Below are 24,078 nucleotides of genomic sequence, written 5' to 3' on the forward strand. Positions count from 1 at the left end.
TAATGTGTACTGTTTAGAAAAAATAATTATAATTTCAAAAAGATTGGAGTGATGAGGTTGTTTCTGACAATGGAACATTTGAATAAAACTTATCCTGGTGGCAAAGTTGCGGTGGAAGATTTCAACATGGAAATCGAGAAGGGTGAATTTGTTTGCTTCATCGGGACGTCGGGCTCCGGTAAAACGACCACGATGCGGATGATTAATCGGATGTTAAGTCAGACTTCGGGAACAATTAAGTTAAATGGGGAAGATATCAGTAAGATGGACGCTGTTAAACTACGGCGCCAAATCGGCTACGTGATTCAAAATATCGGCTTAATGCCCCATTTAACCATTCGCGATAACATTACCTTGGTCCCCAAACTATTAAAATGGCCCCAAGATAAAATGAATGAACGGGCTAAAGAAATGATCAAGTTAGTCGAATTACCAGAAGACTACTTGGATCGTTATCCATCAGAATTATCTGGTGGACAACAACAACGGATCGGGGTTGTGCGGGCGCTAGCGGCCAACCAAGATTTGGTTTTAATGGATGAACCATTTGGGGCGTTGGATCCCATTACCCGTGAAGCCTTACAAGATTTAGTCAAAGATTTGCAAGAACGGTTAGGCAAGACCTTCGTCTTTGTCACTCATGATATGGATGAAGCGTTGAAATTAGCTACGCGGATTGTCATCATGGATGGTGGCAAAATCATGCAAGTTGACACACCGGATGGCATTTTACGTCACCCAGCCAACGAATTCGTTGAAAACTTGATCGGGAAAGATCGATTGATCCAAGCTCGTCCAAGTATTACGACGGTTGGCCAAGTGATGCTGAAGAACCCTATTGCCACAACGCCAGGTAAGTCATTAACAGATGCCTTGCGGTTGATGCATGACAAACGGGTCGATTCACTATTAGTTACGGATGAAGCTGGGATCTTAAAAGGCATGATTGGTATTGAAGATGTGGACTACAATTTCAATTCGGCAACGAGTGTTGATGACATTATGAATCGTGATATTTTCTATGTACAATCTAATTCTTTGATTCGCGATACGGTTGAACGGATCTTGAAACGTGGATTTAAGAATATTCCGGTTGTTGATGATCAACATCGTTTAGTCGGGATTGTGACTCGGGCCACGTTAGTTGATATTGTCTACGATGCCCTCTGGGGTGACGAAGAAGAAGATGAAGAATCTAACAACATTCATCATGTCGATGAAACGCCGGCAACGGAGGTTGACCAAACCGGCGCTGAAGGCGGTGATCAGCAATGATCACGTTCTTACAAACTTATGGGATGCAATTATTGCTGAAAACTTGGCAACATCTTTACATTTCAGCGTTTTCACTGGCGTTAGGGATCATTGTCGCGGTGCCACTAGGCATTTTGCTCACACGAGTTAAATCCATTGCAAATGTGGTCATGGCGATTGCCAGTATGCTCCAAACGATTCCTGCAATGGCCTTATTAGCGTTAATGATTCCGTTCTTTGGGATCGGGGCCATTCCCGCGATTATTGCGCTATTTATTTACTCGCTGTTGCCAATTCTTCGCAATACGTATTTAGGGATGGAAGATGTGAATCCCGCATTAATCGATGCGGCTAAAGGCATGGGGATGACCGGCTGGCAGTCGATCATTAAAGTCGAAGTGCCGATGGCGGCGCCAGTCATTATGGCCGGGATTCGGTTATCTGCTACGTACGTGATTGCGTGGGCGGCGTTAGCGTCATATATTGGTGCCGGCGGTTTAGGGGATTTCATTTTCAACGGTTTGAATTTGTATCGGACTGATCTGATCTTAGGTGGGTCGATTCCCGTCATTATTTTGGCGTTAATTGTTGATTGGTTATTGGGTAAACTCGAAGCCGTTGTTACCCCAAAGACGTCACACGCGTAAGGAGGGCAACGACATGCGAAAAATTAAAAAATGGTTACTCGCCATCGTGGCAACGGCTGCGAGTGGGTTATTGTTAGCGGGCTGTGGTTTCCCGGGCTTAGCAGGGACGTCTTCGGATACGATTCGGATTGCCTCGCAAAATACCACTGAACAACAAGTGATGGCGTATATGATCCAGGATATGATTCAACATTATTCGAAATTAAATACGACGATCATTAATAACTTAGGTTCTGGGACAGTTAGTTTCAATGCCTTAAAGAATAAACAAGCTGATATTTCAGCGATCCGTTATACTGGGACCGATTTAACCACGATCTTAGGTGAAAAAGCGGACCGTGGCAATGTTAAAGCGACTGATGCCAAAGTTAAACGTCAATTTAACTCTAAATATCACATGACGTATTTCCCATCTTATGGGTTTTCTGATACGTACGCGTTCATGGTGACCCAGGCGACTGCCAAAAAATATCATTTGAAGACGATTAGTGATATGAAGAAAATTTCTTCAAAGCTGACCGTTGGACTTGATCAAATTTGGCTGGAACGGAAGGGCGATGGTTATACCGACTTTTCGAAGTTGTACGGCTTTAAATTTGGGAAGACTTATCCAATGCAAATTGGGTTAGTCTATGACGCCTTGGAATCTGGTAAGATGGATGCCATCTTAGGGTATTCAACTGATGGTCGAATTGGGAGTTACAACCTGAAGATTTTGAAAGACGATAAAAACTTCTTCCCACCATACAATGCTAGTGCGGTGGCGACGAATAAAGTCTTAAAACAACATCCAGAATTGAAATCGATCTTATCACGTTTGAATGGCAAGATTAGTCTGAAGACGATGCAAAGTTTGAACTACCAAGTTGATAATAACCTAGTCGAACCAGAAGTGGTTGCTAAGCAATTTCTTGAGAAGCACAACTATTTTGAAGGGAGTAAGTAAGCATGGCTAATATGAATATGCTGCAACAATTAATCTATTACTACCAACAAAATGGGGTCTACGTCTTAAGCCAATTCATGCGTCACTTCTTGATTTCCATCTATGGCGTGTTGTTTGCGGCAATTATCGGGATTCCAATTGGGATCTTCATTGCGCATCATCATAAATTGAGTGGGACGGTCATCGCGGCTGCCAACGTGATTCAAACGGTGCCATCGTTAGCGATGTTATCGATTATTATGATTGGCTTGGGTCTTGGTGTGAATACGGTCATTGTGACGGTCTTCCTCTATGCGTTACTGCCAATTATCAAGAATACCTATACTGGGATGAAAAACGTTGATCCGAGTGTCTTGGATTCTGGTAAAGGGATGGGGATGACCCGGATGCAAGTCCTCCGAATTGTGGAATTACCACTTTCATTATCGGTGATCATGGCCGGTATTCGAAATGCCTTGGTTTTGGCAATCGGGATTACCGCGATTGGGACCTTCGTTGGTGCTGGTGGTTTAGGGGATATCATCATTCGGGGAACCAATGCAACCGATGGTGGTGCCATTATCTTAGCGGGGGCTTTGCCAACCGCGTTGATGGCGATTATTTCTGATGCCGTGTTAGGTTGGATTGAAAAGAAAGCTGATCCAACGCAAAAATAAACGATAAAAAAAGATTGATTTACAGGTGCCAACCAAACTCATTCAGGGAAGTTCGGTTGAACTGTAACATCAATCTTTTTGTTTGCATCAAAAACACCAACTTAATAGGCAAGGTTTTATTAAGGCTGATCTCATCTTTCGATGCAATGTTAATTTTAACGTTTAGACCCGCTTTAAGTAGCGGATTTGATCGGGATCAATCAAGTGTGTCAAATGCTTGGCACGATTGATCAAAACGAGTTGGCCAGAAGCAAGGGTTCGTAAGTGGCCGTGAATATTGTAGGGATGTGTTTGCGTCAACATTGGATTCATTTGTAACATCACCGCGTAGTCGCGTGTTTGAGCTTGTGTTAAGAACAAAGTCCGTTGAAAAGCGGGCATTACGGGTAGTAACGGCACTTCCACTTCGGCGGCCGTGGTCAATTCGGTTAGAAATTGACGATAAGAAGCATGGATATTTTGAGAAATATATTTGATACTACTAGTTTGCTTGTTTTGCATGATAGCCACCTCGAACATTTGTTTGTGTTTCTATTATACGAACGAACGTTCTAAAAAGCAAGCATTATTTTCGAACGTCTGTTTGTTTTAATTGTTCAATTGCGTCGGAGACCAGGATTAGCGTGTAATAAAGCTTGCAATGTGACGCAAAAAAGTGCAAAATAATCTTTAAAACATATTTAATAAGGGGAATTTACGATCATGGCGAAGCAAGGCATGTTAATCGTCTTATCAGGTCCCTCTGGTGTCGGTAAAGGTACCGTCCGGAAGGAAATTTTTGACGCAGATGATAATGATTTTCAATATTCAGTCTCGATGACCACCCGCCAAATGCGGCCAGGTGAAGTTAATGGTAAGGACTATTATTTTGTAACCAAAGACGAGTTCGAGGATGAAATCAAGAGTGGTGGCATGCTGGAATATGCTAAGTATGTTGACAACTACTATGGCACGCCTTTAAAATATATTAAGCAGTCCTTAGCTGAAGGCAAAGACGTTTTCTTAGAAATTGAAGTAAACGGTGCGATGCAAGTTCGCGAAAAGATGCCCGATGGTGTCTTTATCTTTTTGACGCCGCCTGATTTAATGGAATTAAAGCATCGATTATTTGGTCGTGGGACCGATAACATGGATGTCATTAATAAGCGGATGGCGAAGGCTGTTGATGAGATCAAAATGATGCGCAATTATGATTATGCGGTCGTCAACGATGAAGTACCGTTGGCAGCAGAACGCATTAAAGCCATTATTCACAGTGAACGTTTCAGTGTTAAACGTGTGATGCCAGAATATGAAGAAATGTTAGGAGATGCAGAATCTTGATTTTATACCCATCAGTTGATGATTTATTAAAGCAAGTTAATTCACGTTACTCATTAATCATGTTAGCCAGCAAACGGGCGCATGAATTGGATGCCGGTGCGGCCCCAATGTTGAGTGAATACAAATCAGTTAAAACAATCGGTCGGGCCATGGAAGAAATCGCGGCTGGCGATTTAATGATCGATCCCGATGAAAAAGACGTCGACTAGTCTTGAGTTGACACATGAGCGTTGAGGCAAATCGCCTGAACGCTTTTTTTGTGGTCACAGTCTTGGTGCTTCAACTCGGTGTCAATTCTTGATACAATTAGACTATTCAAATGTAATTAATTCGTGTGGATCGGTTAGTCGATTCACCAAAGAAGGTGTAACGGTAGTGAGTATTTGGCAAGATCGACACGTTACCGTCGTAGTAAGTGGCGGCATCGCTAGTTATAAGGCAATTTATTTGATTCGGCAACTGATGAAACAGGGTGCCACCGTGCGTGTGGCGATGACGCCACATGCGGCAGAATTTGTGACTCCATTGACGTTTCAAACGTTGACACAACAACCAGTGGTCTGTGATGAGTTTACGTTGCAAGATCCACAACACGTGGTTCACGTTGAACTCGCAGATTGGACCGATAGCTTAATCGTTGTTCCAGCAACGGCCAATATTATTGCTAAGATGGCAGTTGGGTTAGCGGATGACGCAGCCACGACAACGATTTTGGCCACAACTGCGCCTAAATACGTGGTACCGGCGATGAATTCACATATGTATGCCAATCCGGCAACTCAACGGAATTTGGCGCAATTAACGGCTGATGGCATGCACGTGCTAACACCGGCAACTGGCATGTTGGCGGAAGGTTATGCCGGTCAAGGTCGGCTACCCGAACCTGATGTCATTTATGATTGGTTGACGCAACAACACTTGTTACAAGCGACGGATTTACCGTTACATGGCAAACGAGTCTTGGTGACGGCTGGTGGAACACGTGAAATGTTGGACCCCGTTCGGTATATCTCGAATCGGTCATCCGGCAAAATGGGGTATGCGGTAGCCCGTGTGGCTCGTGAGCTTGGTGCCAAGGTCACCTTAATTAGTACGCCAACTGCGTTAACCAGGCCAGCTGGTGTGACCTATACCGAAGTGATATCAGCTGCTGATCTGGCTAAGGCCGTTAAAGCTGACTTTGAGGAAACGGATCTATTAGTTATGGCCGCTGCTGTATCTGATTTTAAGCCTACGCATGCCGTTGACCAAAAGATTAAAAAACAACCTGGTCAGACCGGATTGACTTTAGAACTAGCCGAAACAGAAGATATTTTGAAAACGCTAGCGCCATTAAAAACGCATCAGTTCGTCGTCGGTTTTGCGGCGGAAACACAGCATTTAATTGAGAATGCTGAGAAGAAGTTGGCGGCTAAAAAACTGGATATGTTAGTGGCTAATGATGTGTCTAAACCGGGGGTTGGCTTCAATGGTGACACGAATCAGGTGACTTTATTGACCCCCAATAGCACGCCAATGACGACTAACTTATTATCTAAAACAGAAATTGCCCAAACGATTTTAAAAGCCGCAATTGAACGTGGTGTTTAAAACCGAAGTATTTTAATGAAGAGAGAGGACGTTGAGGGTGGCTCAAATTGCACAAGTATTGGTAGATGTGCCGACGATGCAAACCGATCGGCCGTATAGTTATCAGATTCCAACGGCTTGGCAGTCGCAAGTTCAGCCAGGCATGCGAGTCGTGGTTCCCTTTGGCCGGGGCAAACGTCGCGTACAGGGGTTAGTCTTAAAGTGTGATGATGTGACCACTTTTGATGGTGATTTGAAGGCCATCGATGCTGTTGTCGATCTGGCACCGGTGTTGAATCATGAAGGACTTGAGTTGTCAGCCTGGCTCGCACAGTCGACGTTTGCTTTTCAAATTACTTGTGCTCAAACGATGTTACCGGCAGTCATGCGCGCGAAGTACGTGAAAATTTTACGACCAACGGCAACAACGTCGGCGCAAGTTCAACAAGACTTGTTTGCAACGGAGACGAGTGTTGTTTATGATCAAGTGGCAACAACGCCAGAAGCGGTTAGTCGTTTGCTACGTTTGCAAGCAGCCGGTGAAGTAGACGTTTATTATCAAGTTAAAAACCAAGCGCGTAAAAAAACGATTATGGGCATTAAAGCGACCTTGTCAGCGGCTGAATTTGATCAAGCACTTGGCGACGTTCGTAAAGGTGCGGCGAAACAAGTTGCCTTATTGAATGGCCTGCAAACGTTAAATGGTGAGGTTTTACCTCAAAAAGATTTCGAACAACGATTTGACGTTAGCGATGCGGTTATTCGCACAGGGGTTCAAAAAGGTTGGCTAAAAAAGCAACCGTTAGAAGTGTATCGTGATCCTTACGCCACGGCCGATATTCAGGCCACTAAACCGTTGACATTAAATGATGAACAACAAGTTGCCGTTGATCAGATTACGGCCGCAGTTAATCAGCCCGCAACAACGACGTTTTTATTAGAAGGTGTTACTGGGAGCGGCAAAACGGAAGTTTACTTACAATCGATCGCGGCCGTATTGGCGCAAGGTAAAACGGCGTTAATGCTCGTACCAGAAATCTCACTGACGCCACAAATGGTCCAACGGGTGAAAGGTCGTTTCGGCAAGGCTGTGGCGGTTTTACACAGTGGCCTGTCTAGTGGTGAAAAGTACGATGAATGGCGCCGAATCAAACGCCATGAAGCCCAAGTCGTGGTCGGGGCGCGTTCAGCGGTGTTTGCGCCGTTGGACAATATCGGCTTGATTATTATGGACGAAGAACATGAAAGTAGCTACAAACAAGACGATGCGCCGCGGTATCATGCTCGGCAAGTGGCGTTGTGGCGTAGTCAGTATCATCATTGTCCGGTCGTCCTAGGTTCGGCCACACCGTCATTAGAAAGCCGTGCTCGCGCTGAAAAGGGCGTCTACCAACGGCTAGTTTTAGCCGATCGGGTTAATAAACGGCCGTTGCCGAAGGTCTCGATTATTGATATGAAGAATGAATTACAAAAACATGCTGAAAGTAATTTTTCGCAGGCCCTGTTAGTGGCGTTACAAGATCGTTTAGATCGACACGAACAAAGCGTGTTAATGCTCAACCGGCGTGGTTATTCATCCTTTGTGTTGTGTCGGGATTGTGGGTTTGTGTTGAAATGTCCAAATTGTGATATTTCGCTGACCCTACACATGGATACGCATACAATGAAGTGTCATTACTGTGGTCATGAAGAAGCTATTCCCCGTGTTTGTCCAAACTGCCATAGTCGGCAGATTCGTTACTATGGCACTGGGACAGAAAAGGTCGAAGAAGAGCTTCGAGACTTGTTGCCCGATGCACGGATTATTCGAATGGACAATGATACAACTCGGAAAAAGGGCGCTCATGCAAAATTGCTGACGCGGTTTGGATCCGGAGAAGCCGACATCTTAATTGGGACGCAGATGATTGCCAAAGGGTTGGATTTTCCGAATGTGACGCTAGTAGGCGTGTTGAATGCCGATACCGCGTTAGGATTGCCAGATTTTCGAGCCAGTGAACGAACCTTTCAACTGTTGACGCAGGTGAGTGGTCGGGCCGGTCGGGCTGAAAAAACCGGGCATGTCTACATTCAAACGTTTAATCCTGATCATTATGCGATTCGGTTTGCCCAACATCATGATTACGAAGGTTTCTTTAAATATGAAATGCGAATGCGCCATCAAGGTGGCTATCCGCCATACTATTTTACGGTGCAACTCACGGCTAGTGATTTAGATGAAGCGATCGCTGCCAAACGGATGTATCAACTGTTACAATGGTTAAAGCCGCGATTAACGCCGAATACAGTGATATTGGGACCGACACCTAAGCCGATTGCCCGCGTTAACCGCCGGTATTATTATCAAATCGTGATTAAATATAAACAAGATCCAAATTTAACGGCAACGCTGAGTACTTTATTGCAAGAGACTCAAGCCCAACAACGGCAAGGGTTACAAATTGCCATCGACGTTGAGCCGTTACACTTTATGTAGTGGAGGAATATGAATTTGACATCAATCGTTTTTATGGGGACACCGCAGTTTGCGGCCCCAATTTTAGCTAGTTTAATTGAAAAACCAGAATACGACGTGCAAGCGGTTGTGACACAACCAGATCGTAAAGTTGGTCGGAAACATGTGTTAACGGCATCACCAGTTAAACAAGTGGCCGTTGAGCATGAGATTCCCGTGTTACAACCAGAAAAGATCAGTGGTAGTCCAGAAATGCAACAAGTCATCGACTTACAGCCTGATTTAATTGTGACGGCCGCTTTTGGGCAATTTTTGCCAACCAAATTGTTGAAAGCCGCTCAAATCGGTGCTGTGAACGTTCACGGGTCCTTATTACCTAAGTATCGTGGCGGTGCACCGGTTCAGTACGCCATTATGAATGGCGAACGTGAAACGGGGATCACAATTATTTATATGGTGAAGAAAATGGATGCTGGTGACATGTTGGCCCAACAAGCGCTTCCCATCGAAGCCAACGATGATACGGGCACAATGTTTGCCAAGTTAAGCGATGTTGGTCGGAACTTGTTATTAGCCACATTGCCAAAACTCATTGCGGGTGAGATCACGGCGACCCCACAAGACGAAGACCAAGTCACTTTTTCACCAACCATTAAGCCCGAACAAGAAATGGTTGATTTCTTTAGTCAAACTGCGGCTCAAATTGACTGTCAGGTACGGGCGATGCGGCCAGCGCCAATCGCTTATACGATTTTAGATGGGCAACGGACTAAGTTGTGGGATGTCACGCCGTTAACGGAAACCGTTGAACAGGCTGCTGGTCAAGTGGTACGTAAAACCAAGCATGAATTAGTGATTGCGGCGGCCGATCATACGGCGTTAGCGTTGAACACGATTCAACCTGCCGGCAAACCTAAACGATCAATTACAGACTTTTTAAACGGCGCAACAGATAAATTTACTATTGGAGAGCAGGTAATCACAAAATGAGTGAAGTTGGCAATAGCCCCCGCTGGCTAGCGGTATCCGCGTTAGCAAAAATTAAAGATGGCGCGTATTCAAATCTACAATTAAATCAATTAATCAATCAACATCACATGGATCGGCGTGATATTAACTTATTAACCAATATGGTCTATGGGGTCATCCAACATCGGTTAACCTTGGAATATTGGTTGGCACCGTTTGTGCGCCATCCCAATCAAATCGATCCATGGGTTCACGAACTCTTATTGAGTGCCGTGTATCAATGGCAATATTTGGACAAAATTCCTAAGCGGGCGGTCTTCAATGAAACGATTGAAATTGCGAAAGTCAAGGGTCATCCTGGAATTCGCCGGTTTGTGACCGGGGTCTTACATCAGATGGATCGAACGGGATTGCCAGCGTTTGAGGCGATCACTGACCCTGATGAACGGTTGAGCGTGACGTACAGTATGCCAATTTGGTTGATTAATGAATTACGTGATCAACTAGGGGCGGACAAGATGCAAGCAATTATTGCATCACTGAACCAACCAGCTAAACAATCTTTGCGTGTTAATACGGCGTTATCTACCGTTGAAGATGTCACGACGGCGTTAACTAACGATGACTTAACGGTTGAACCAAGTGAGATTTCACCACTGGGGTTAGTCGTAACAGACGGTCAAGCGATCAATACCGAAGCGATGCAATATGGGATGTTCACCGTTCAAGATGAAAGTGCCCAATTAGTTGTTCCAACAATGCAACTAAACCCTGGTGATCAAGTCTTAGATGCCTGTGCGGCGCCTGGTGGGAAAACAACGCAAATCGCAGCCGAATTAGATGCTGATCAAGGTGGTCAAGTGACGGCCTTAGATATTCATGCGCCTAAAGTTCGGTTGATTGGTCAAAATGCAGCGCGGATGCATGTGGCTGATCGCGTTAACGCAACGGAACTAGATGCTCGTAAAGCGGCTAGTGAATTTGGTGACGAGCGGTTTGATAAAGTTCTCGTTGATGCCCCTTGTTCTGGATTAGGCTTAATTCGTCGGAAACCAGAAATTCGTTACGAAAAATCCTTACAAGATAGTTTGAACTTGCAACGGGTTCAATTGTCGATTTTATCAGCCGTGGCCCCGACCTTGAAAAAAGGTGGTATCATGACGTATAGCACTTGTACGATTTTACAACAAGAAAACCAACAAGTGATCCAAGCCTTTTTAGCTGAACATTCTGATTTTGAAGCGGTGCCGGTCACAACGGCCCGTGAGTTGAAAACTGATCGTGATACGGACAGTTTGTCAATCTATCCGGATGACTATTTATCAGATGGCTTTTTCATCGCTTGTTTACGAAAAAAATAACAGTGGAGTGATTGAGCGTGGATTTTGCATATCGGTCGGATATCGGCCAACAACGCCAAGAAAATGAAGATTATGTCGGGGTGTTCAAGAATACTGCGGGGATTAACTTTGCCGTCGTTGCGGACGGCATTGGTGGCCATCAAGGCGGCGATGTTGCTTCTGAAATGGCCGTTTCACACATGGGTTATCGGTTCGAAAATACCACGTTTAGTGAACCAACCGATGCCGTTAAATGGCTAGCAGCCGAAGTTCAAGATGAAAACCAACATATTATTGAAAAAGCCCGTGAATTCTCGGATTTAAAGGGTATGGGGACGACGATGGTTGCCGCCTTGATGTTTAATAACGAGTTTTTGATGGCCAATATTGGTGACAGTCGGGGGTATTTATTCCGTGACGGTCATTTGCAACAATTGACCGAAGATCACTCATTAGTCAATGAGTTGGTTAAACGTGGTGAAATTTCGGCGGAACAGGCTCGGCAACATCCACAAAAAAATATCATTACGCGGACATTAGGTATTTCACCGGATGCCGACATTGATACGAATTTGTATCAAATGCAGACCGGTGATCAGTTGTTGTTATGTTCAGATGGCCTAACCAATATGGTTACCGATGACCAGTTAACGGCTGTTTTGAAGACGGATCAACCAGTGGCTGATAAGTGTGCAGCCCTGATCAAACTGGCTAATAATGCTGGCGGCTTTGATAACATCACGGCTTTAATCGTGGCCGTAGATGGTGAGGAGGCGCATCAATGACCCCCAACTACACCCTTAGTGGACGGTATCGTATCGTTCGGTCCTTAGGTGAAGGTGGGATGGCCAACGTTTACTTGGCGCACGATTTAATATTGAATCGCGATGTCGCGGTTAAGTTGTTGCGGTTGGACTTACGGGATGACCCGAAGACCATCAAACGCTTCCAACGTGAAGCACTGGCGACAACGGAATTAGTGCATCCACACATCGTCAGCTTATACGATGTGGGTGAAGAAAATGGGATGCAATATTTGGTCATGGAATATGTTAAAGGGATGGATCTCAAAAATTACATCAAAGAACATTTTCCATTACCGATGCCACAAATTGTCGACATCATGGAGCAAATATTAAGTGCAGTCGCCACGGCGCATGCGCACAACATTATTCATCGGGACTTAAAACCCCAAAATATTTTAATTGACGAAAATGGAAATGCCAAAATTACAGACTTTGGGATTGCGGTGGCGTTATCTGAACATACGATGACCCAGACGAATACCATTTTAGGATCAGTGCATTATTTATCACCAGAACAGGCTCGCGGAAGTATGGCGACTAAACAATCTGACATTTATTCATTAGGGATTATTCTCTATGAGTTGTTAACCGGATCGGTGCCATTTAAAGGCGAAACCGCGGTCTCGATTGCACTGAAACATTTCCAAAATGAAATGCCATCGGTCAGGGATTTTGATGAAGAGATTCCGCAAGCCTTGGAAAATGTGGTCTTGCAGGCTACGGCTAAAGACCCACGTGATCGTTATGCCACGGTTGAAGATATGGCCAATGATTTATTGACGACCTTATCGCCAACTCGTGTCGGTGAAAAACGGTTTGAACCGAATGATCTCGGTAATGACGAAACCAAAATTATGCCGAGTGCCCAAATTACGGCGGCCATTGAGGCCAAACGACAAGCGGATGCGGCTTCAGCTGCGCCAGAGTCGGCGGCACCGGCAGCGACTACGTCTGAAACAGCACCGACCACGGATGACGATGAGCAACCATTGCCAAAGCGTTCGTGGTCAAAAAAACACCCGTTTCGACGAAAAGTGATTATTTGGTCGGCGATTGCTGTGCTCCTATTAGGAGCATTAGGTGTCGGTTTGGAGCTCAGCCGACCGAAACAAACGACGGTGCCGCGTGTGTCAGGCTTAACCCAATCGGCGGCCACTAAATTGCTAGCGAAACATAATTTAGTAGTCGGAACTATCAAACGGGTTAAAAGTAATGCTGTCGCCAAAAATCATGTGATTAAGAGCTTACCAACTGCGCACCAATCGGTTCAGGAACGCTCACGAATTGGATTGACCATTAGTAGCGGGACTAAAAAGATTAGCTTTGGCAATTACGTGAATGAAAATTACACAACGGTTCGTCAAAACTTGGTGGCCGATGGCTTCACAGTCAAGGAACAATTCAGTACGTCGAGCTTAGCGACTGGCCAAATTATTAGCCAAGACGTGGTGGCGAGTAGCAACGTTTTACCTAGTAAAACGACCGTGACCTTTACGGTGAGTGCTGGGAGTCGTTATGTGAGTTTGAAAGATATGACTGGCGAAACGCGTAGCGATATTTTGGCCTATGCGCGGACAAATCGGTTAAATATCGATTTTAAGCGTGGTTATTCTGACGAACAAAAGAAAAACTATTCTTATAGTCAATCGCCTGATGGTGGTTCAGAGATTCGGTCTGGATCAACTGTCACGGTGAATATGTCTAAAGGCAGTCAACCGACGACGGTCACGACACCAAAGAGTTTTTATGTTAAAACGACGGTGCCGTATCAAACCACGTCGCTAACGCAATCAAATGATGTTAAAGTATATATTCAAGACGATACACATCTGATCAGTTCAGTGTATCGGGATTTAACCATTACTCGAGATACCCGCTTGAGTCTGCCATTCCAGCTGACTGGCAAACAAGTTGGTCAGTATCGGATTGTCTGTAATGGTGTTGTGGTCGCTGAAAACTTAAAAGTAACGAGCCGCGATGCGACCAATTAAAAATAAAAAAGTCATGCTGCGGCATGACTTTTTTTAGTTAAGTTTGGTACAATGGAACCAATTACTAAAAGTGGACCGTACCAAATGAAAAATAAGGTGGTGCTAGTTTGAAAATTGGACAAATTCGACAATCCCTTAGTGGCTTTTATGATGTCTATGCGGATGGTCAACTTTATCGGACCCGTGCACGGGGTAATTTCCGGAAACGGCGATTAACGCCCTTAGTCGGGGACCAAGTAGAATTTGATAGTACGACGCCCAAAGAGGGCTACATTTTAAAATTATTGGCGCGGAAAACGGAATTAGTACGGCCGCCCGTTGCCAATGTTAATTTGGCAATTGTCGTGACGGCGACGACGTCTAAAGAATTCTCGACGAATTTATTGGATCGTCAGTTAGTCGCATTAGAGGTGGCGGGGATTGAACCCGTCGTTTATATGGCAAAGACCGATTTGTTAAGCGATGATGAGTATGCTGAACGGGCCGAGTTGGCCGCAGCTTATCAAAAGATTGGCTATCAGGTCATTATTGATCGTCAAGCGTTTAGTGAACCAGCTTTAGCTGCCGTTAAAACGGTGTTAGCCGGCCATTTAGCTGTAGTTATGGGTCAAACGGGGGCCGGTAAGTCAACGTTGCTGAACCATTTACAACCTGGTTTGGATTTGGCAACGGGTGAAATTTCACAAGCATTAAACCGTGGGAAACATACGACTCGAAAAGTTAGCTTGATCGAAATTGCGGGTGGCTTAGTTGCGGATACGCCGGGATTTTCGTCTTATGAGGTCTTTGACATTCCAGCTAATGAGTTGACACATTATTTTCCTGAGTTTGTCCGGCTAGGCGTTGACTGTAAATATCGTGGTTGTGTGCATATTAATGAACCTAAATGTGCGGTCAAAGCTGCTTTAGATGCCGGCGATGTTTTGGCGAGTCGGTACGACAACTATTTACAATTTTATGAAACGATTAAAAATAAAAAGATTATCTATAATAAGAAAAAGTGAGTGAGTGCTGATGATTAAGATTGCGCCTTCGATTTTAAGTGCGGATTTCGCAAATTTACAACGGGATGTTGAGTTAGTTGATCGTGCTGGGGTGGATGCCTTGCACATTGATATTATGGACGGACAGTTTGTACCGAATTTATCCTTTGGCATGAGCATGGTGGCGGCCTTACGCCCCGTGACCTCATTATCATTGGATTGTCATTTGATGATGGTTGAACCGGAACGTTTTGTGGCCCAATTTGCCCAAGCGGGGGCCGACTTGATTGGGGTGCATATCGAAAGTACACGCCATATTTATCACGTTTTACAATTGATTAAAGAAGCGGGAGCCAAGGCTGAAGTGGTCATTAACCCAGGCACGCCAATTAGTGCAATTGTGGATTTACTACCGATTGTCGACCAAGTATTGGTCATGACGGTTAATCCTGGATTTGGTGGTCAACATTTCTTACACCCAATGTTGGCAAAAATACAAGAGTTGGATCAAATTAAACGTCAATCTGGCGCAACCTTTGACATTGAAGTCGATGGTGGAATCAACGCCGAAACGGTGAAGTTATGTTACGATGTTGGCGCCACTGTAGCGGTAGCGGGATCTTATATTTATGATAGCCCGGAACCAGAACAACGGATTCAAGACTTGAAGGTGGCGACGAACTAATGACGGCAACGGTACGGTTGTTAGTCGGTGGTCCAACAACGAGTTGGCCGGACAAGCTTGCCCAATTACCGGGACCGTGGGTTGGGGCTGATCGTGGCGCGTTGCGGTTGGTCAAATTAGGCATCCAACCGGCAATTGCGGTCGGTGATTTTGATTCCATCGATGCGACGGAATTACAAACGGTCAAACAGGCGTTGACAGGAACAGTAGTTGTGAAGCCCGATCAAGATCAAACGGATACGCAATTGGCCGTTAAAACGATCTTTCAACGTTTGGCTCCCGATGAGCTCTGTATTTATGGGGCAACCGGTGGACGGTTAGATCACTTGCTGGCGAACTTGTGGCTGGTGTTAGACCCACAGTTTCGACCTTGGGCACCTCAGATCAAATTAATTGATCGGCAAAATAGTGTTCGTTTCTTTTTGCCCGGGGAGTACCAGATCCAAAAAGAAGCCGATAAACGTTATTTGGCATTCGTGCCATTAATGCCGACACATTTAACGTTGTATGATGCGAAATATCAATTGCATGATGCCGTCAACGATTATCCGATTTCGTGGGCGAGCAATGAATTTGTCGGTGAGACCAGTCATTTTAGTTTTGATCAAGGGGTCGTGGCGGTGATTCAAAGTCGCGATGAAAAATAATGATTGCCACTAGAAAGTTAACTAAGATCAAAACTAGTCATACTTGCCACCTGCCGTTCGCCCACATTGAGCCGGAACGCTGTGGGCGGACCGGTTCAGCCAAAAAGCGGTCTGAACCGTCGTTTTGAACCACTAAACCCGTGTTTCAAAAACGCCAGGCTCTAAGCGATAAATCGCTAAGAGCCTCCCACGGCTGGGCTCAATGTGAGCTCACTCTCGGTTATGATAGTGATTGCTAATTAACTAGCATCCGCATGATAACCGGAGTCAGCCAGTGATGGCGCCGGCCGTGAAAATATCGTTAGTCTGGGTGTTTTCCCCGGACTTTACGATATGGACGACTTTTAAGACTAGCGATTTAGGCTAGGCTTAAAAGCGAGGTGGAAGCCCGTATTTTGGCTGAAACCGGTCCCCACAGCCGGTAAAATCACTGGCTGGCGTAGGTGACAAATTTAATCCAACTTAAGTCAATGTTGGTAAGGCTTCGACCAATACATTTAGCTTTCAACCTTTAGAAAGTTACACTAAAATAGGGCCTTTCAAGATTGAGTTAGTCTTGAAAGGCCCTATTTGTGAACACTTAAATGGTTAATAAATCAGCGGGAGTTACTAAGATATAGGTGGGGGATTCGGCTTTTACCGAGTCTGGATCGGCCGCACCCCACATGGCACCAGCTGTGGCAATGCCGGCATTCGTGCCCATTTGGATATCATATTTGGCGTCACCAATCATGAGACTCGTTTTGGGGTCAAGGTCGAAACGAGTTAGCAAATCAAGAATTCCATCAGGTGCCGGCTTATAATGGTCCACAAGATCAGAACCACTAACGGCTTCGAAAAATGACCCTAATTCAAGTTGATCAAGATTGCGTTTTAGCGCCACCGAATGTTTACTAGACACCACAAAGAGGCGATTGCCACGTGTTTTCAATTGTGCAAGAGTGGTCGCCATTCCGTTAAACGGGGCCATGCCTTGTTGTTCGGCTTGCTGATATTGAGCACGGAAGACAGTATATAAGGTTTCTAAGGCTGATTCATCCAAAGGTTCTTGTGCCATTTTAGCAAAGGAAACTTCAATTGGAATACCCATATAACTAATGACAGCTTCAGGAGTTGGCACAGTTAGTCCTTGAAGCTTGTAAGCTTGTTGGGTTGCGATGACAGCGACATGGCGCGTGTCAGCTAGGGTACTGTCAAAATCAAAGAGAAAATTCTGCATGTGTTCACCTCGGGTTAGATTAAATGGGTATTTTTATAAAGATTATAAAAAAGTGTTGTCAAAAACTGATTTTTGGGTAACAAAAAACGTCACTCGCAAAAAAAATTGCGGTGGCGTTTTGTTGCGCTAAACGCGCGTTACTTTACCTGATTTCAAAGTCCGAGCTGAAACCCAAACCTTTTTTGGTTTACCATCAACTAAAATGCGAACTTTTTGCAAGTTAGCTTTCCAGCTGCGGCGGCTGTGGTTTAAGGCGTGAGAACGCGTGTTACCAAAATGCGTCCGCTTGCCTGTAACGAAGTCTTTTGCCATGTTGATCTGCCTCCTTCGGTAATCATTGATAAAAGGTCGTTGCTTTATCATTCACTAGAATAATTTATCATAGTTTAATACAGGTTGCAATACATTTCTATCAAGTAATTTTACTTTACTGCTAAATTCCGCTAGTTCAGGCTTTCAAACGGGCGGTCGCTTAATTTTTCTTTCGCTAGACGTTGTGCTATGATAAACTATCGTAAATGAACGCGTTAAAATAAGGAGGCTATTTTCATGGCTGTCAAAATCAAAACGCAATTTGGAACCATTGATATTGATAATGATGTCATTGCTACGGTCGTTGGTGGCGCGGCAACTGATAATTATGGGGTTGTCGGCATGGCTAGTCGGAATCAAATTCGCGATAATTTAAATGAAATTTTACGCCGCGAAAACTTTGCACGGGGCGTGGTCGTACGTCAAGAAGATAATGGCGTTTCTATTGAAGTTAACATTATCGTGAGCTACGGCACTAAAGTATCAGAAGTTTCCCGCAACGTGCAGGCGAAGGTTAAATACAACTTACAAAATATGCTTGGCGTTACGGCCAATGCAGTCAATGTCATTGTCCAAGGTGTTCGGGTAATGGCTGACTAAGCAAAATTGGTGTGAGCCAAGGAGGAATTTTGAAATTGAAAATCACCAAAATAACGAATCTTGAATTCGGTAAGATGGTCCAAGCGGCTTCCCAAAAGCTCAATCAACGGGCCGAATTTATTAATTCTTTGAATGTTTTCCCAGTTCCCGATGGTGACACAGGGACTAATATGAGTTTATCAATGGCCAGTGGGGCCAAGTATGAACGTGAAGCAACGAGCACGCAAGTTGGCGACTTAGCCTCTGCATTAGCTAAAGGGTTGTTGATGGGCGCGCGGGGTAATTCCGGCGTTATTTTATCGCAAATTTTTCGGGGCTTTTCGAAAAACGTTGCGGGTAAAGAAAGCTTAGATGCAAACGATTTAGCTGAAGCTTTAGCTGCTGGGGCTCAGACAGCCTATAAGGCGGTTATGAAGCCAACTGAAGGAACTATCCTAACGGTCATTCGAAAAGCCGCTGGTGCGGGTAAGGAAGCCGTTAAAACGACTGATGACATTTGTGAAGTCATGGATGCCGTCGTTGTCGCTGCTGAAGCTGCTTTGAAATCAACCCCTGACTTGTTACCAGTTTTGAAGCAAGTTGGTGTTGTTGATTCTGGTGGTCAAGGGTTAACTTTCGTCTTAGAAGCGTTTAGTGACTCATTGAGTGGCAAAATTGATGAATCAGAAGACTACAAACCAGACGATGCTGAAATGGATTCAATGATCGATGCTGCACATCATCAAAGTGTCCAAGGTAAGCTTGATCCAAATGATATCAAGTATGGTTACTGTACTGAAATCATGGTTCGGATCGGTGACGGTAAGTTAGTCGATCAAGACTTTGACTATGATACGTTCTATAATTATTTGGCTGGACTCGGTGATTCGCTCTTAGTCATCAATGATGATGAAATCGTGAAAGTCCATGTTCATACGGAACATCCTGGTGATGTCATGACTTGGGGCCAACGTTTCGGGGCTTTAATTAAGGTTAAAGTGGATAATATGCGTCTTCAACAAGAAACGATCATGGAACATGATCAAGCTGAAGATACACCATTAGCACCTGCTGTCCCAGAAGTTGCCAATGGACCAAAACCAGATATGCACGGTTATGCGATTATTTCCGTGGCTTCTGGTGATGGAATTGCGACGTTGTTCAAGGGTTTGGGTGTCACTGACATGATTGCCGGTGGTCAAACCATGAACCCAAGTACGGCTGATATTGTCAAAGCCGTTAATGCTAGTGGCGCTAAGCAAGCCTTAGTTTTACCAAATAACAAGAATATCTTCTTGGCCGCTGAACAAGCTGCCGAAGTGGCCGATATTCCTGTTAAGATCATTCACAGCAAGACGATTTCACAAGGGATGACGGCCATGCTAGCCTTCAATCCGGAAGCTGATCTTGATGAAAATCAATCTGAAATGGAAGACGTTTTAGATACGGTCATTAGTGGTCAAGTGACCCATGCCGTTCGTGACACGACCATTGATGGGATGGAAATTCATAAAGATGATTACATGGGCTTAGTTGACGGTAAGATTGTCGTGACCGATGTTGATCGGCAAACGGCGACTGTCGAGATGGTTAAGCGCATGCTTGATGAAGACAGCGAACTCGTCACTATTTTCTATGGCGCCGATGCGACTAAAGCTGATGCTGATCAGTTAGCAGACGCTGTCAGTGCTTTAGATGATGAACTCGAAATTGAAATTCATGAAGGGGACCAACCAGTCTACCCATTCTTGATTTCAGTTGAATAGGCTGATAATAGCTCTTACTAAAGGGATTGACGTTGATTGGCGTTAATCCCTTTAATGTTAGCTAAAGGCGCGGTTAACATCCCATATATGGGCGGCTTTTGGTATAATAACTAAAGGTTGACAGATAATAATGGCGATAGAAATATTGGCTGGCGTAGGTTAGTTCGTGGATGCTGATTAAGTTTGTGATCACTAATATAACCGAGAGTGCCTCCACATTGGGCCCAGCCGTAGGAATCTCTTAGCGATTTATCGCTTAGAGATTGGTGCTTTTGAAACACGGGTTTAGTGGTTCAAAACGACGGTCCAGACCGCTTTTTGGCTGGACCGGTCCGCCCACCGCGTTCCGGCTCAAGGTGGGCGAACGGCAGGTGGCAAGTCGCGCTATTTTTAATCAGTAGATGCCCGTCATATTAGCGATTGTTGCGAAAAAGTAACGGTCAACCTTTGGCAATATAAATAGATAATGGCAACACTAGCAAATAAATGAGGAAAGGGGTTGTTGGCAAATGGAAACCAGTTTAACGGCACCAGTTGGCACCATGACTGGTGTGGGTCCCGCCCGACAAAAAGCGCTCGCGGAACTAGGTATTAATACGATTGCGGATTTGTTGACCTATTACCCCTTTCGGTATGATGATTTACAAGTCAAAGATGTTAACGAGATTGCTGATCAGGAAAAAGTCACGTTAAAAGGTACTGTGGCGTCAGAACCGGTCTTAGCGCGATTTGGTCGCAAAAAGAATCGGTTAAACTTTCGATTATTGATTGATCATGATGTCTATATGGTGACATTCTTCAATCAACCTTATTTGATGAAACAACTAGAAACTGGTCAAGCGCTGGCTGTTTATGGGAAGTGGGATGCTAAGCGGAGTAGCCTCACTGGTATGAAAATTATCAATCCAAATAACGCGGAGCAGGCGTTTGGGTCGATCTATCCAGCTAGTAAATCGATTCGACAAGGGACGATTCAAAAGTTGATTAAACAGGCTTTTGAGACGTATGGTGATCAGTTAGTCGATATAGTTCCGGCACCCTTAGCCGAAAAATATCGCTTACTGCCACGTCGGCAAATGATTCATGATATGCATTTTCCAGCCAGTCAAGACGCGTCAACTGCCGCTCGTCGATCCGCGACATATGAAGAATTCTTGCTGTTTCAAATGCAGATGCAGACGTTGAAACAAGCCGATCGCACGACTGATGGGATTACAATTCATTACGACAATGCTAAGCTTAAAGCGTTTATTAAAACTTTGCCATTTGAATTAACCGGCGCGCAAAAACGAGTGGTTAATGAAATTTGTTTGGATTTGAAGGCCCCTCAACATATGAATCGGTTATTGCAAGGGGATGTTGGTTCCGGGAAGACGATCGTGGCAGCCATTGTGATGTACGCGGCGATCACCGCGGGCTATCAAGCAGCACTAATGGCGCCGACCGAAATTTTAGCGGAACAACATGCCAATAATTTGGCTCAAGTTTTTGCGGATACCGATGTTAATGTTGCCTTATTAACTGGGTCAACGAAACCAGCGGCTCGCAAAGCGTTATTGGCGGCATTAGCGGCTGGTGAGATCGACTTATTAATTGGGACGCATGCACTCATCCAAGACGGAGTTGAGTACGCAAATTTGGGATTAGTGATTACCGATGAACAACATCGTTTTGGGGTGAATCAGCGGGCTGAATTCCGGCAAAAAGGCCATCAACCCGATGCTTTGGCGATGACGGCAACGCCAATTCCACGAACACTGGCAATCACGGCTTATGGTGAAATGGACGTCTCAGAAATCGATGAACTGCCAGCTGGTCGTCAGCCGATTCAAACGACGTGGGTTCGTAGTAATCAAGCCAACTCGGCGTTGAGTTTTGTCCGCAAACGGTTGGCAGCTGGGGAACAGACCTATGTCGTGACCCCTTTGATTGAAGAGTCAGAAACATTGGATGTTAAAAATGCTGAAGCATTGTCGGCTAACTTACAAGATTACTTTGCGCCAGATTATAAAGTTGGCCTATTACATGGCCGGATGAAACCTGACGAAAAAGAAGCTGTGATGGCGGCCTTTAAAGCCAATGAAATTCAATTGTTAGTCTCCACGACGGTTATTGAAGTGGGGGTCGACGTGAAGAATGCGACCGTCATGATGATCTATGATGCTGATCGCTTCGGCTTGGCTCAGCTGCATCAATTGCGAGGCCGGGTTGGTCGAGGCTCACAAGCGTCTTATTGTATTCTCGTTGCTGATCCTAAGAACGAACAAGGGGTCCAGCGAATGCAAATTATGACAGAAACGACTAATGGTTTTGTTTTAGCCCAAAAAGATTTAGAATTACGAGGGTCCGGCGAAGTGCTGGGCGTCAAACAATCAGGGCTACCATCGTTTAAAGTTGGGGATCCAATTGCGGATCTAAACGTCTTACAAGTGGCCCAACAAGATGCGCACGCGATTGTGGCGCAACCAGATTGGCAACAGCAACCGGCTAACCGCGCGTTAGCCCAAATCTTAAAAACGAAATTAGCAGCGGTCGGCACGCTCGACTAACGCTGTCAGTGAGAGGAAATGGTGAACAACAATGGTTAAAATTGCAATTGATGCCATGGGTGGCGACTATGCGCCAGCCGCAGTCATTGAAGGGGTCGAACAAGCCCGGGATTTATTTGAAGATACGATCTTTTTACTATATGGACAACGTGAGGTGATTAATCAGTACTTGAAAAAACGTGATCGGATTCAAGTGATTAACGCGGACGAAGTCATCACGATGGAAGATGAACCGGTTCGGGCCGTTCGTCGTAAGAAGCACTCATCAATCGTCATGGCTGCTCAAGCCGTTAAAGATGGCCAGGCCGATGCGTTCTTCTCAGCTGGAAATTCCGGTGCCGTGTTAGCTGCGGGGCTATTCATCGTTGGCCGAATCAAAGGGATTGATCGTCCCGGTTTGGTCACGGCTTTACCAGTCGTTCGTAATGAAAATCAATCTAACTTTGTCATGATGGACATCGGTGCCAATGCCGATAGTAAACCGTTAAATCTGCAACAATATGCCGTTTTGGGGACGTATTATGCTGAACGGATGATGTACGCTAAGCAACCACGTGTTGCCTTACTCAATAATGGGACTGAAGATGATAAAGGGAACAAGGTTCACAAGGCTGCCTTTGAACTCTTACAACAAACGAGTGGGATTAATTTTATTGGGAACGTGGAATCACGCGACTTGCTCAAAGGCGTGGCTGATGTGGTCGTTACCGATGGTTTCACCGGGAACGCGGTATTGAAGAGTATTGAAGGAACGGCTCGTGCGATGCTTGGGCTGGTCAAAGATGCTGTTTATAATACCGGTGTTGGTGGCAAATTGGGGGGCTTGTTACTCAAAAATGGGTTCAACCAAATCCGCTCACAAATGGATTACTCTCAATATGGTGGTGCCGTCTTACTCGGCTTAAAAGCTCCAGTTGTCAAGACTCACGGCTCCAGTAAAGCCCCAACCATTGTGAATACGATTCGGCAAATTCGTCAAATGGTTAATACGGATATTGTTCCCGGTGTTGAAGATTACTTCGCTAACCAACAAGCTAATCAGGCGGCAAGTGTAGACAAGCCGACCGAAAACGATTAGAATACTCTAGTGAATTTAAGTTAGCGAGGGATAAGTTAATGACTAAAGAAGAAATATTTAATAAAATTGCGGCTATCATCGCCGATCGTTTTGAAGTGGAACAAAGCACGGTTACTAACGAAATGAATCTTCAAAAGGATTTAGATGCTGATTCGATTGACTTTGTTGAATTTGTCTTGGAATTGGAAGATACTTTTGGCAGTGAAATTTCAGATGAAGACGCTGAAAAATTGAACACTGTTGGCGAAGTTGTGGACTATATCGCAGCACACCAAACTAAATAATTAGGATTTAGTCCTAAATC

At 44.9% G+C, this 24,078-nt stretch carries 23 protein-coding genes; 20 read left to right on the forward strand and 3 right to left on the reverse strand.

Annotated features, from left to right (window positions below):
* Positions 1 to 69: 69 nt before the first annotated feature.
* From FFM84_RS01240 to FFM84_RS01255, 4 genes are read left to right on the forward strand one after another with little or no spacing between them, the layout of a single operon-like run.
* Positions 70 to 1,275: a betaine/proline/choline family ABC transporter ATP-binding protein gene (locus tag FFM84_RS01240; protein ID WP_306418170.1), complete on the forward strand. Its 1,206-nt coding sequence runs from the start codon at positions 70 to 72 to the stop codon at positions 1,273 to 1,275.
* On the forward strand, positions 1,272 to 1,901 hold the full coding sequence (locus FFM84_RS01245) for an ABC transporter permease (RefSeq protein WP_130843809.1): 630 nt from the start codon (positions 1,272 to 1,274) through the stop codon (positions 1,899 to 1,901). Before FFM84_RS01240 ends, FFM84_RS01245 begins: the two co-directional genes overlap by 4 nt.
* 13 nt (positions 1,902 to 1,914) lie before the next feature.
* Positions 1,915 to 2,847 carry an osmoprotectant ABC transporter substrate-binding protein gene (locus FFM84_RS01250; protein ID WP_130843808.1) on the forward strand — a complete coding sequence of 311 codons (933 nt, stop codon included), beginning with the start codon at positions 1,915 to 1,917 and terminating at the stop codon, positions 2,845 to 2,847.
* A 2-nt stretch (positions 2,848 to 2,849) separates the two neighbouring features.
* Positions 2,850 to 3,503 (forward strand): ABC transporter permease, encoded by a 654-nt coding sequence (locus tag FFM84_RS01255; RefSeq protein WP_130843807.1) that lies wholly within the window; start codon positions 2,850 to 2,852, stop codon positions 3,501 to 3,503.
* A gap of 162 nt (positions 3,504 to 3,665) precedes the next feature.
* Here the strand turns inward: FFM84_RS01255 and FFM84_RS01260 are convergent, their stop codons facing one another.
* Entirely contained in the window at positions 3,666 to 4,004 is a 339-nt protein-coding gene (locus FFM84_RS01260; RefSeq protein ID WP_130843806.1) for a hypothetical protein, read from the reverse strand.
* 201 nt (positions 4,005 to 4,205) lie between these two features.
* Here FFM84_RS01260 and gmk point away from each other — a divergent pair, with 201 nt between their 5' ends.
* The 11 genes from gmk (at position 4,206) to FFM84_RS01315 (ending at position 16,271) form a co-directional block, all read left to right on the forward strand.
* Positions 4,206 to 4,826: a guanylate kinase gene (gmk, locus tag FFM84_RS01265; protein ID WP_130843805.1), complete on the forward strand. Its 621-nt coding sequence runs from the start codon at positions 4,206 to 4,208 to the stop codon at positions 4,824 to 4,826.
* Complete coding sequence (gene rpoZ, locus FFM84_RS01270; protein ID WP_130843804.1) at positions 4,823 to 5,035, forward strand: DNA-directed RNA polymerase subunit omega; 213 nt, start codon at positions 4,823 to 4,825, stop codon at positions 5,033 to 5,035. Before gmk ends, rpoZ begins: the two co-directional genes overlap by 4 nt.
* A 166-nt stretch (positions 5,036 to 5,201) precedes the next feature.
* Entirely contained in the window at positions 5,202 to 6,416 is a 1,215-nt protein-coding gene (gene coaBC / locus FFM84_RS01275) for a bifunctional phosphopantothenoylcysteine decarboxylase/phosphopantothenate--cysteine ligase CoaBC (protein WP_130843803.1), read from the forward strand.
* 37 nt (positions 6,417 to 6,453) lie between these two features.
* The gene (gene priA, locus FFM84_RS01280) at positions 6,454 to 8,871 is read left to right on the forward strand and encodes a primosomal protein N' (protein ID WP_130843802.1); all 2,418 of its coding nucleotides are present in this window, start codon (positions 6,454 to 6,456) and stop codon (positions 8,869 to 8,871) included.
* A gap of 15 nt (positions 8,872 to 8,886) precedes the next feature.
* Positions 8,887 to 9,840, forward strand: coding sequence for a methionyl-tRNA formyltransferase (gene fmt, locus FFM84_RS01285; protein ID WP_130843801.1), 954 nt, complete (start codon positions 8,887 to 8,889; stop codon positions 9,838 to 9,840).
* Positions 9,837 to 11,180 (forward strand): 16S rRNA (cytosine(967)-C(5))-methyltransferase RsmB, encoded by a 1,344-nt coding sequence (rsmB, locus tag FFM84_RS01290; RefSeq protein ID WP_130843800.1) that lies wholly within the window; start codon positions 9,837 to 9,839, stop codon positions 11,178 to 11,180. The genes fmt and rsmB overlap by 4 nt, the downstream gene beginning before the upstream one ends.
* 17 nt (positions 11,181 to 11,197) lie before the next feature.
* Positions 11,198 to 11,944, forward strand: coding sequence for a Stp1/IreP family PP2C-type Ser/Thr phosphatase (locus FFM84_RS01295; RefSeq protein ID WP_130843799.1), 747 nt, complete (start codon positions 11,198 to 11,200; stop codon positions 11,942 to 11,944).
* Positions 11,941 to 13,956, forward strand: a complete 2,016-nt coding sequence (gene pknB, locus FFM84_RS01300) for a Stk1 family PASTA domain-containing Ser/Thr kinase (protein WP_130843798.1) — start codon at positions 11,941 to 11,943, stop codon at positions 13,954 to 13,956. Before FFM84_RS01295 ends, pknB begins: the two co-directional genes overlap by 4 nt.
* Positions 13,957 to 14,063: 107 nt before the next feature.
* On the forward strand, positions 14,064 to 14,960 hold the full coding sequence (gene rsgA, locus FFM84_RS01305) for a ribosome small subunit-dependent GTPase A (RefSeq protein WP_130843797.1): 897 nt from the start codon (positions 14,064 to 14,066) through the stop codon (positions 14,958 to 14,960).
* 10 nt (positions 14,961 to 14,970) lie between these two features.
* A complete protein-coding gene (gene rpe / locus FFM84_RS01310) occupies positions 14,971 to 15,624 on the forward strand; it encodes a ribulose-phosphate 3-epimerase (protein WP_130843796.1) in 654 nt (217 codons plus the stop codon).
* Positions 15,624 to 16,271, forward strand: coding sequence for a thiamine diphosphokinase (locus FFM84_RS01315; protein WP_130843795.1), 648 nt, complete (start codon positions 15,624 to 15,626; stop codon positions 16,269 to 16,271). Before rpe ends, FFM84_RS01315 begins: the two co-directional genes overlap by 1 nt.
* Before the next feature lie 580 nt (positions 16,272 to 16,851).
* On the opposite strand, the gene FFM84_RS01320 is transcribed toward FFM84_RS01315, so the two are convergent.
* Both FFM84_RS01320 and rpmB read right to left on the reverse strand, forming a co-directional pair.
* Positions 16,852 to 17,490, reverse strand: a complete 639-nt coding sequence (locus FFM84_RS01320; RefSeq protein ID WP_130843794.1) for an HAD family hydrolase — start codon at positions 17,488 to 17,490, stop codon at positions 16,852 to 16,854.
* Positions 17,491 to 17,616: 126 nt separating this feature from the next.
* The gene (gene rpmB / locus FFM84_RS01325) at positions 17,617 to 17,802 is read right to left on the reverse strand and encodes a 50S ribosomal protein L28 (RefSeq protein ID WP_057707039.1); all 186 of its coding nucleotides are present in this window, start codon (positions 17,800 to 17,802) and stop codon (positions 17,617 to 17,619) included.
* A gap of 237 nt (positions 17,803 to 18,039) precedes the next feature.
* On the opposite strand from rpmB, the gene FFM84_RS01330 reads away from it, so the two are divergent.
* From FFM84_RS01330 to acpP, 5 genes are all read left to right on the forward strand, one after another.
* Positions 18,040 to 18,402: an Asp23/Gls24 family envelope stress response protein gene (locus FFM84_RS01330; protein ID WP_130843793.1), complete on the forward strand. Its 363-nt coding sequence runs from the start codon at positions 18,040 to 18,042 to the stop codon at positions 18,400 to 18,402.
* A gap of 35 nt (positions 18,403 to 18,437) precedes the next feature.
* Entirely contained in the window at positions 18,438 to 20,147 is a 1,710-nt protein-coding gene (locus FFM84_RS01335; protein ID WP_130843792.1) for a DAK2 domain-containing protein, read from the forward strand.
* 509 nt (positions 20,148 to 20,656) lie between these two features.
* Complete coding sequence (gene recG / locus FFM84_RS01340) at positions 20,657 to 22,696, forward strand: ATP-dependent DNA helicase RecG (protein WP_130843791.1); 2,040 nt, start codon at positions 20,657 to 20,659, stop codon at positions 22,694 to 22,696.
* Positions 22,697 to 22,727: 31 nt separating this feature from the next.
* The gene (plsX, locus tag FFM84_RS01345; protein ID WP_130843790.1) at positions 22,728 to 23,774 is read left to right on the forward strand and encodes a phosphate acyltransferase PlsX; all 1,047 of its coding nucleotides are present in this window, start codon (positions 22,728 to 22,730) and stop codon (positions 23,772 to 23,774) included.
* A gap of 38 nt (positions 23,775 to 23,812) precedes the next feature.
* A complete protein-coding gene (gene acpP, locus FFM84_RS01350) occupies positions 23,813 to 24,058 on the forward strand; it encodes an acyl carrier protein (protein WP_130843789.1) in 246 nt (81 codons plus the stop codon).
* Positions 24,059 to 24,078 lie beyond the last annotated feature (20 nt).

Source organism: Lactiplantibacillus mudanjiangensis, from assembly GCF_005405385.1.
Lineage (GTDB): Bacteria > Bacillota > Bacilli > Lactobacillales > Lactobacillaceae > Lactiplantibacillus > Lactiplantibacillus mudanjiangensis.

Excerpts from the sequence above, each read along its gene's own strand:
- gmk (WP_130843805.1), top strand. The coding sequence starts at position 4,206 with ATGGCGAAGCAAGGCATGTTAATCGTCTTATCAGGTCCCTCTGGTGTC.
- rpe (WP_130843796.1), top strand. The coding sequence starts at position 14,971 with ATGATTAAGATTGCGCCTTCGATTTTAAGTGCGGATTTCGCAAATTTA.
- rpmB (WP_057707039.1), bottom strand. The coding sequence starts at position 17,802 with ATGGCAAAAGACTTCGTTACAGGCAAGCGGACGCATTTTGGTAACACG.
- FFM84_RS01320 (WP_130843794.1), bottom strand. The coding sequence starts at position 17,490 with ATGCAGAATTTTCTCTTTGATTTTGACAGTACCCTAGCTGACACGCGC.
- plsX (WP_130843790.1), top strand. The coding sequence starts at position 22,728 with ATGGTTAAAATTGCAATTGATGCCATGGGTGGCGACTATGCGCCAGCC.
- FFM84_RS01240 (WP_306418170.1), top strand. The coding sequence starts at position 70 with ATGGAACATTTGAATAAAACTTATCCTGGTGGCAAAGTTGCGGTGGAA.
- FFM84_RS01245 (WP_130843809.1), top strand. The coding sequence starts at position 1,272 with ATGATCACGTTCTTACAAACTTATGGGATGCAATTATTGCTGAAAACT.
- recG (WP_130843791.1), top strand. The coding sequence starts at position 20,657 with ATGGAAACCAGTTTAACGGCACCAGTTGGCACCATGACTGGTGTGGGT.
- FFM84_RS01250 (WP_130843808.1), top strand. The coding sequence starts at position 1,915 with ATGCGAAAAATTAAAAAATGGTTACTCGCCATCGTGGCAACGGCTGCG.
- FFM84_RS01255 (WP_130843807.1), top strand. The coding sequence starts at position 2,850 with ATGGCTAATATGAATATGCTGCAACAATTAATCTATTACTACCAACAA.
- acpP (WP_130843789.1), top strand. The coding sequence starts at position 23,813 with ATGACTAAAGAAGAAATATTTAATAAAATTGCGGCTATCATCGCCGAT.
- rsmB (WP_130843800.1), top strand. The coding sequence starts at position 9,837 with ATGAGTGAAGTTGGCAATAGCCCCCGCTGGCTAGCGGTATCCGCGTTA.
- FFM84_RS01330 (WP_130843793.1), top strand. The coding sequence starts at position 18,040 with ATGGCTGTCAAAATCAAAACGCAATTTGGAACCATTGATATTGATAAT.
- pknB (WP_130843798.1), top strand. The coding sequence starts at position 11,941 with ATGACCCCCAACTACACCCTTAGTGGACGGTATCGTATCGTTCGGTCC.
- FFM84_RS01260 (WP_130843806.1), bottom strand. The coding sequence starts at position 4,004 with ATGCAAAACAAGCAAACTAGTAGTATCAAATATATTTCTCAAAATATC.
- FFM84_RS01315 (WP_130843795.1), top strand. The coding sequence starts at position 15,624 with ATGACGGCAACGGTACGGTTGTTAGTCGGTGGTCCAACAACGAGTTGG.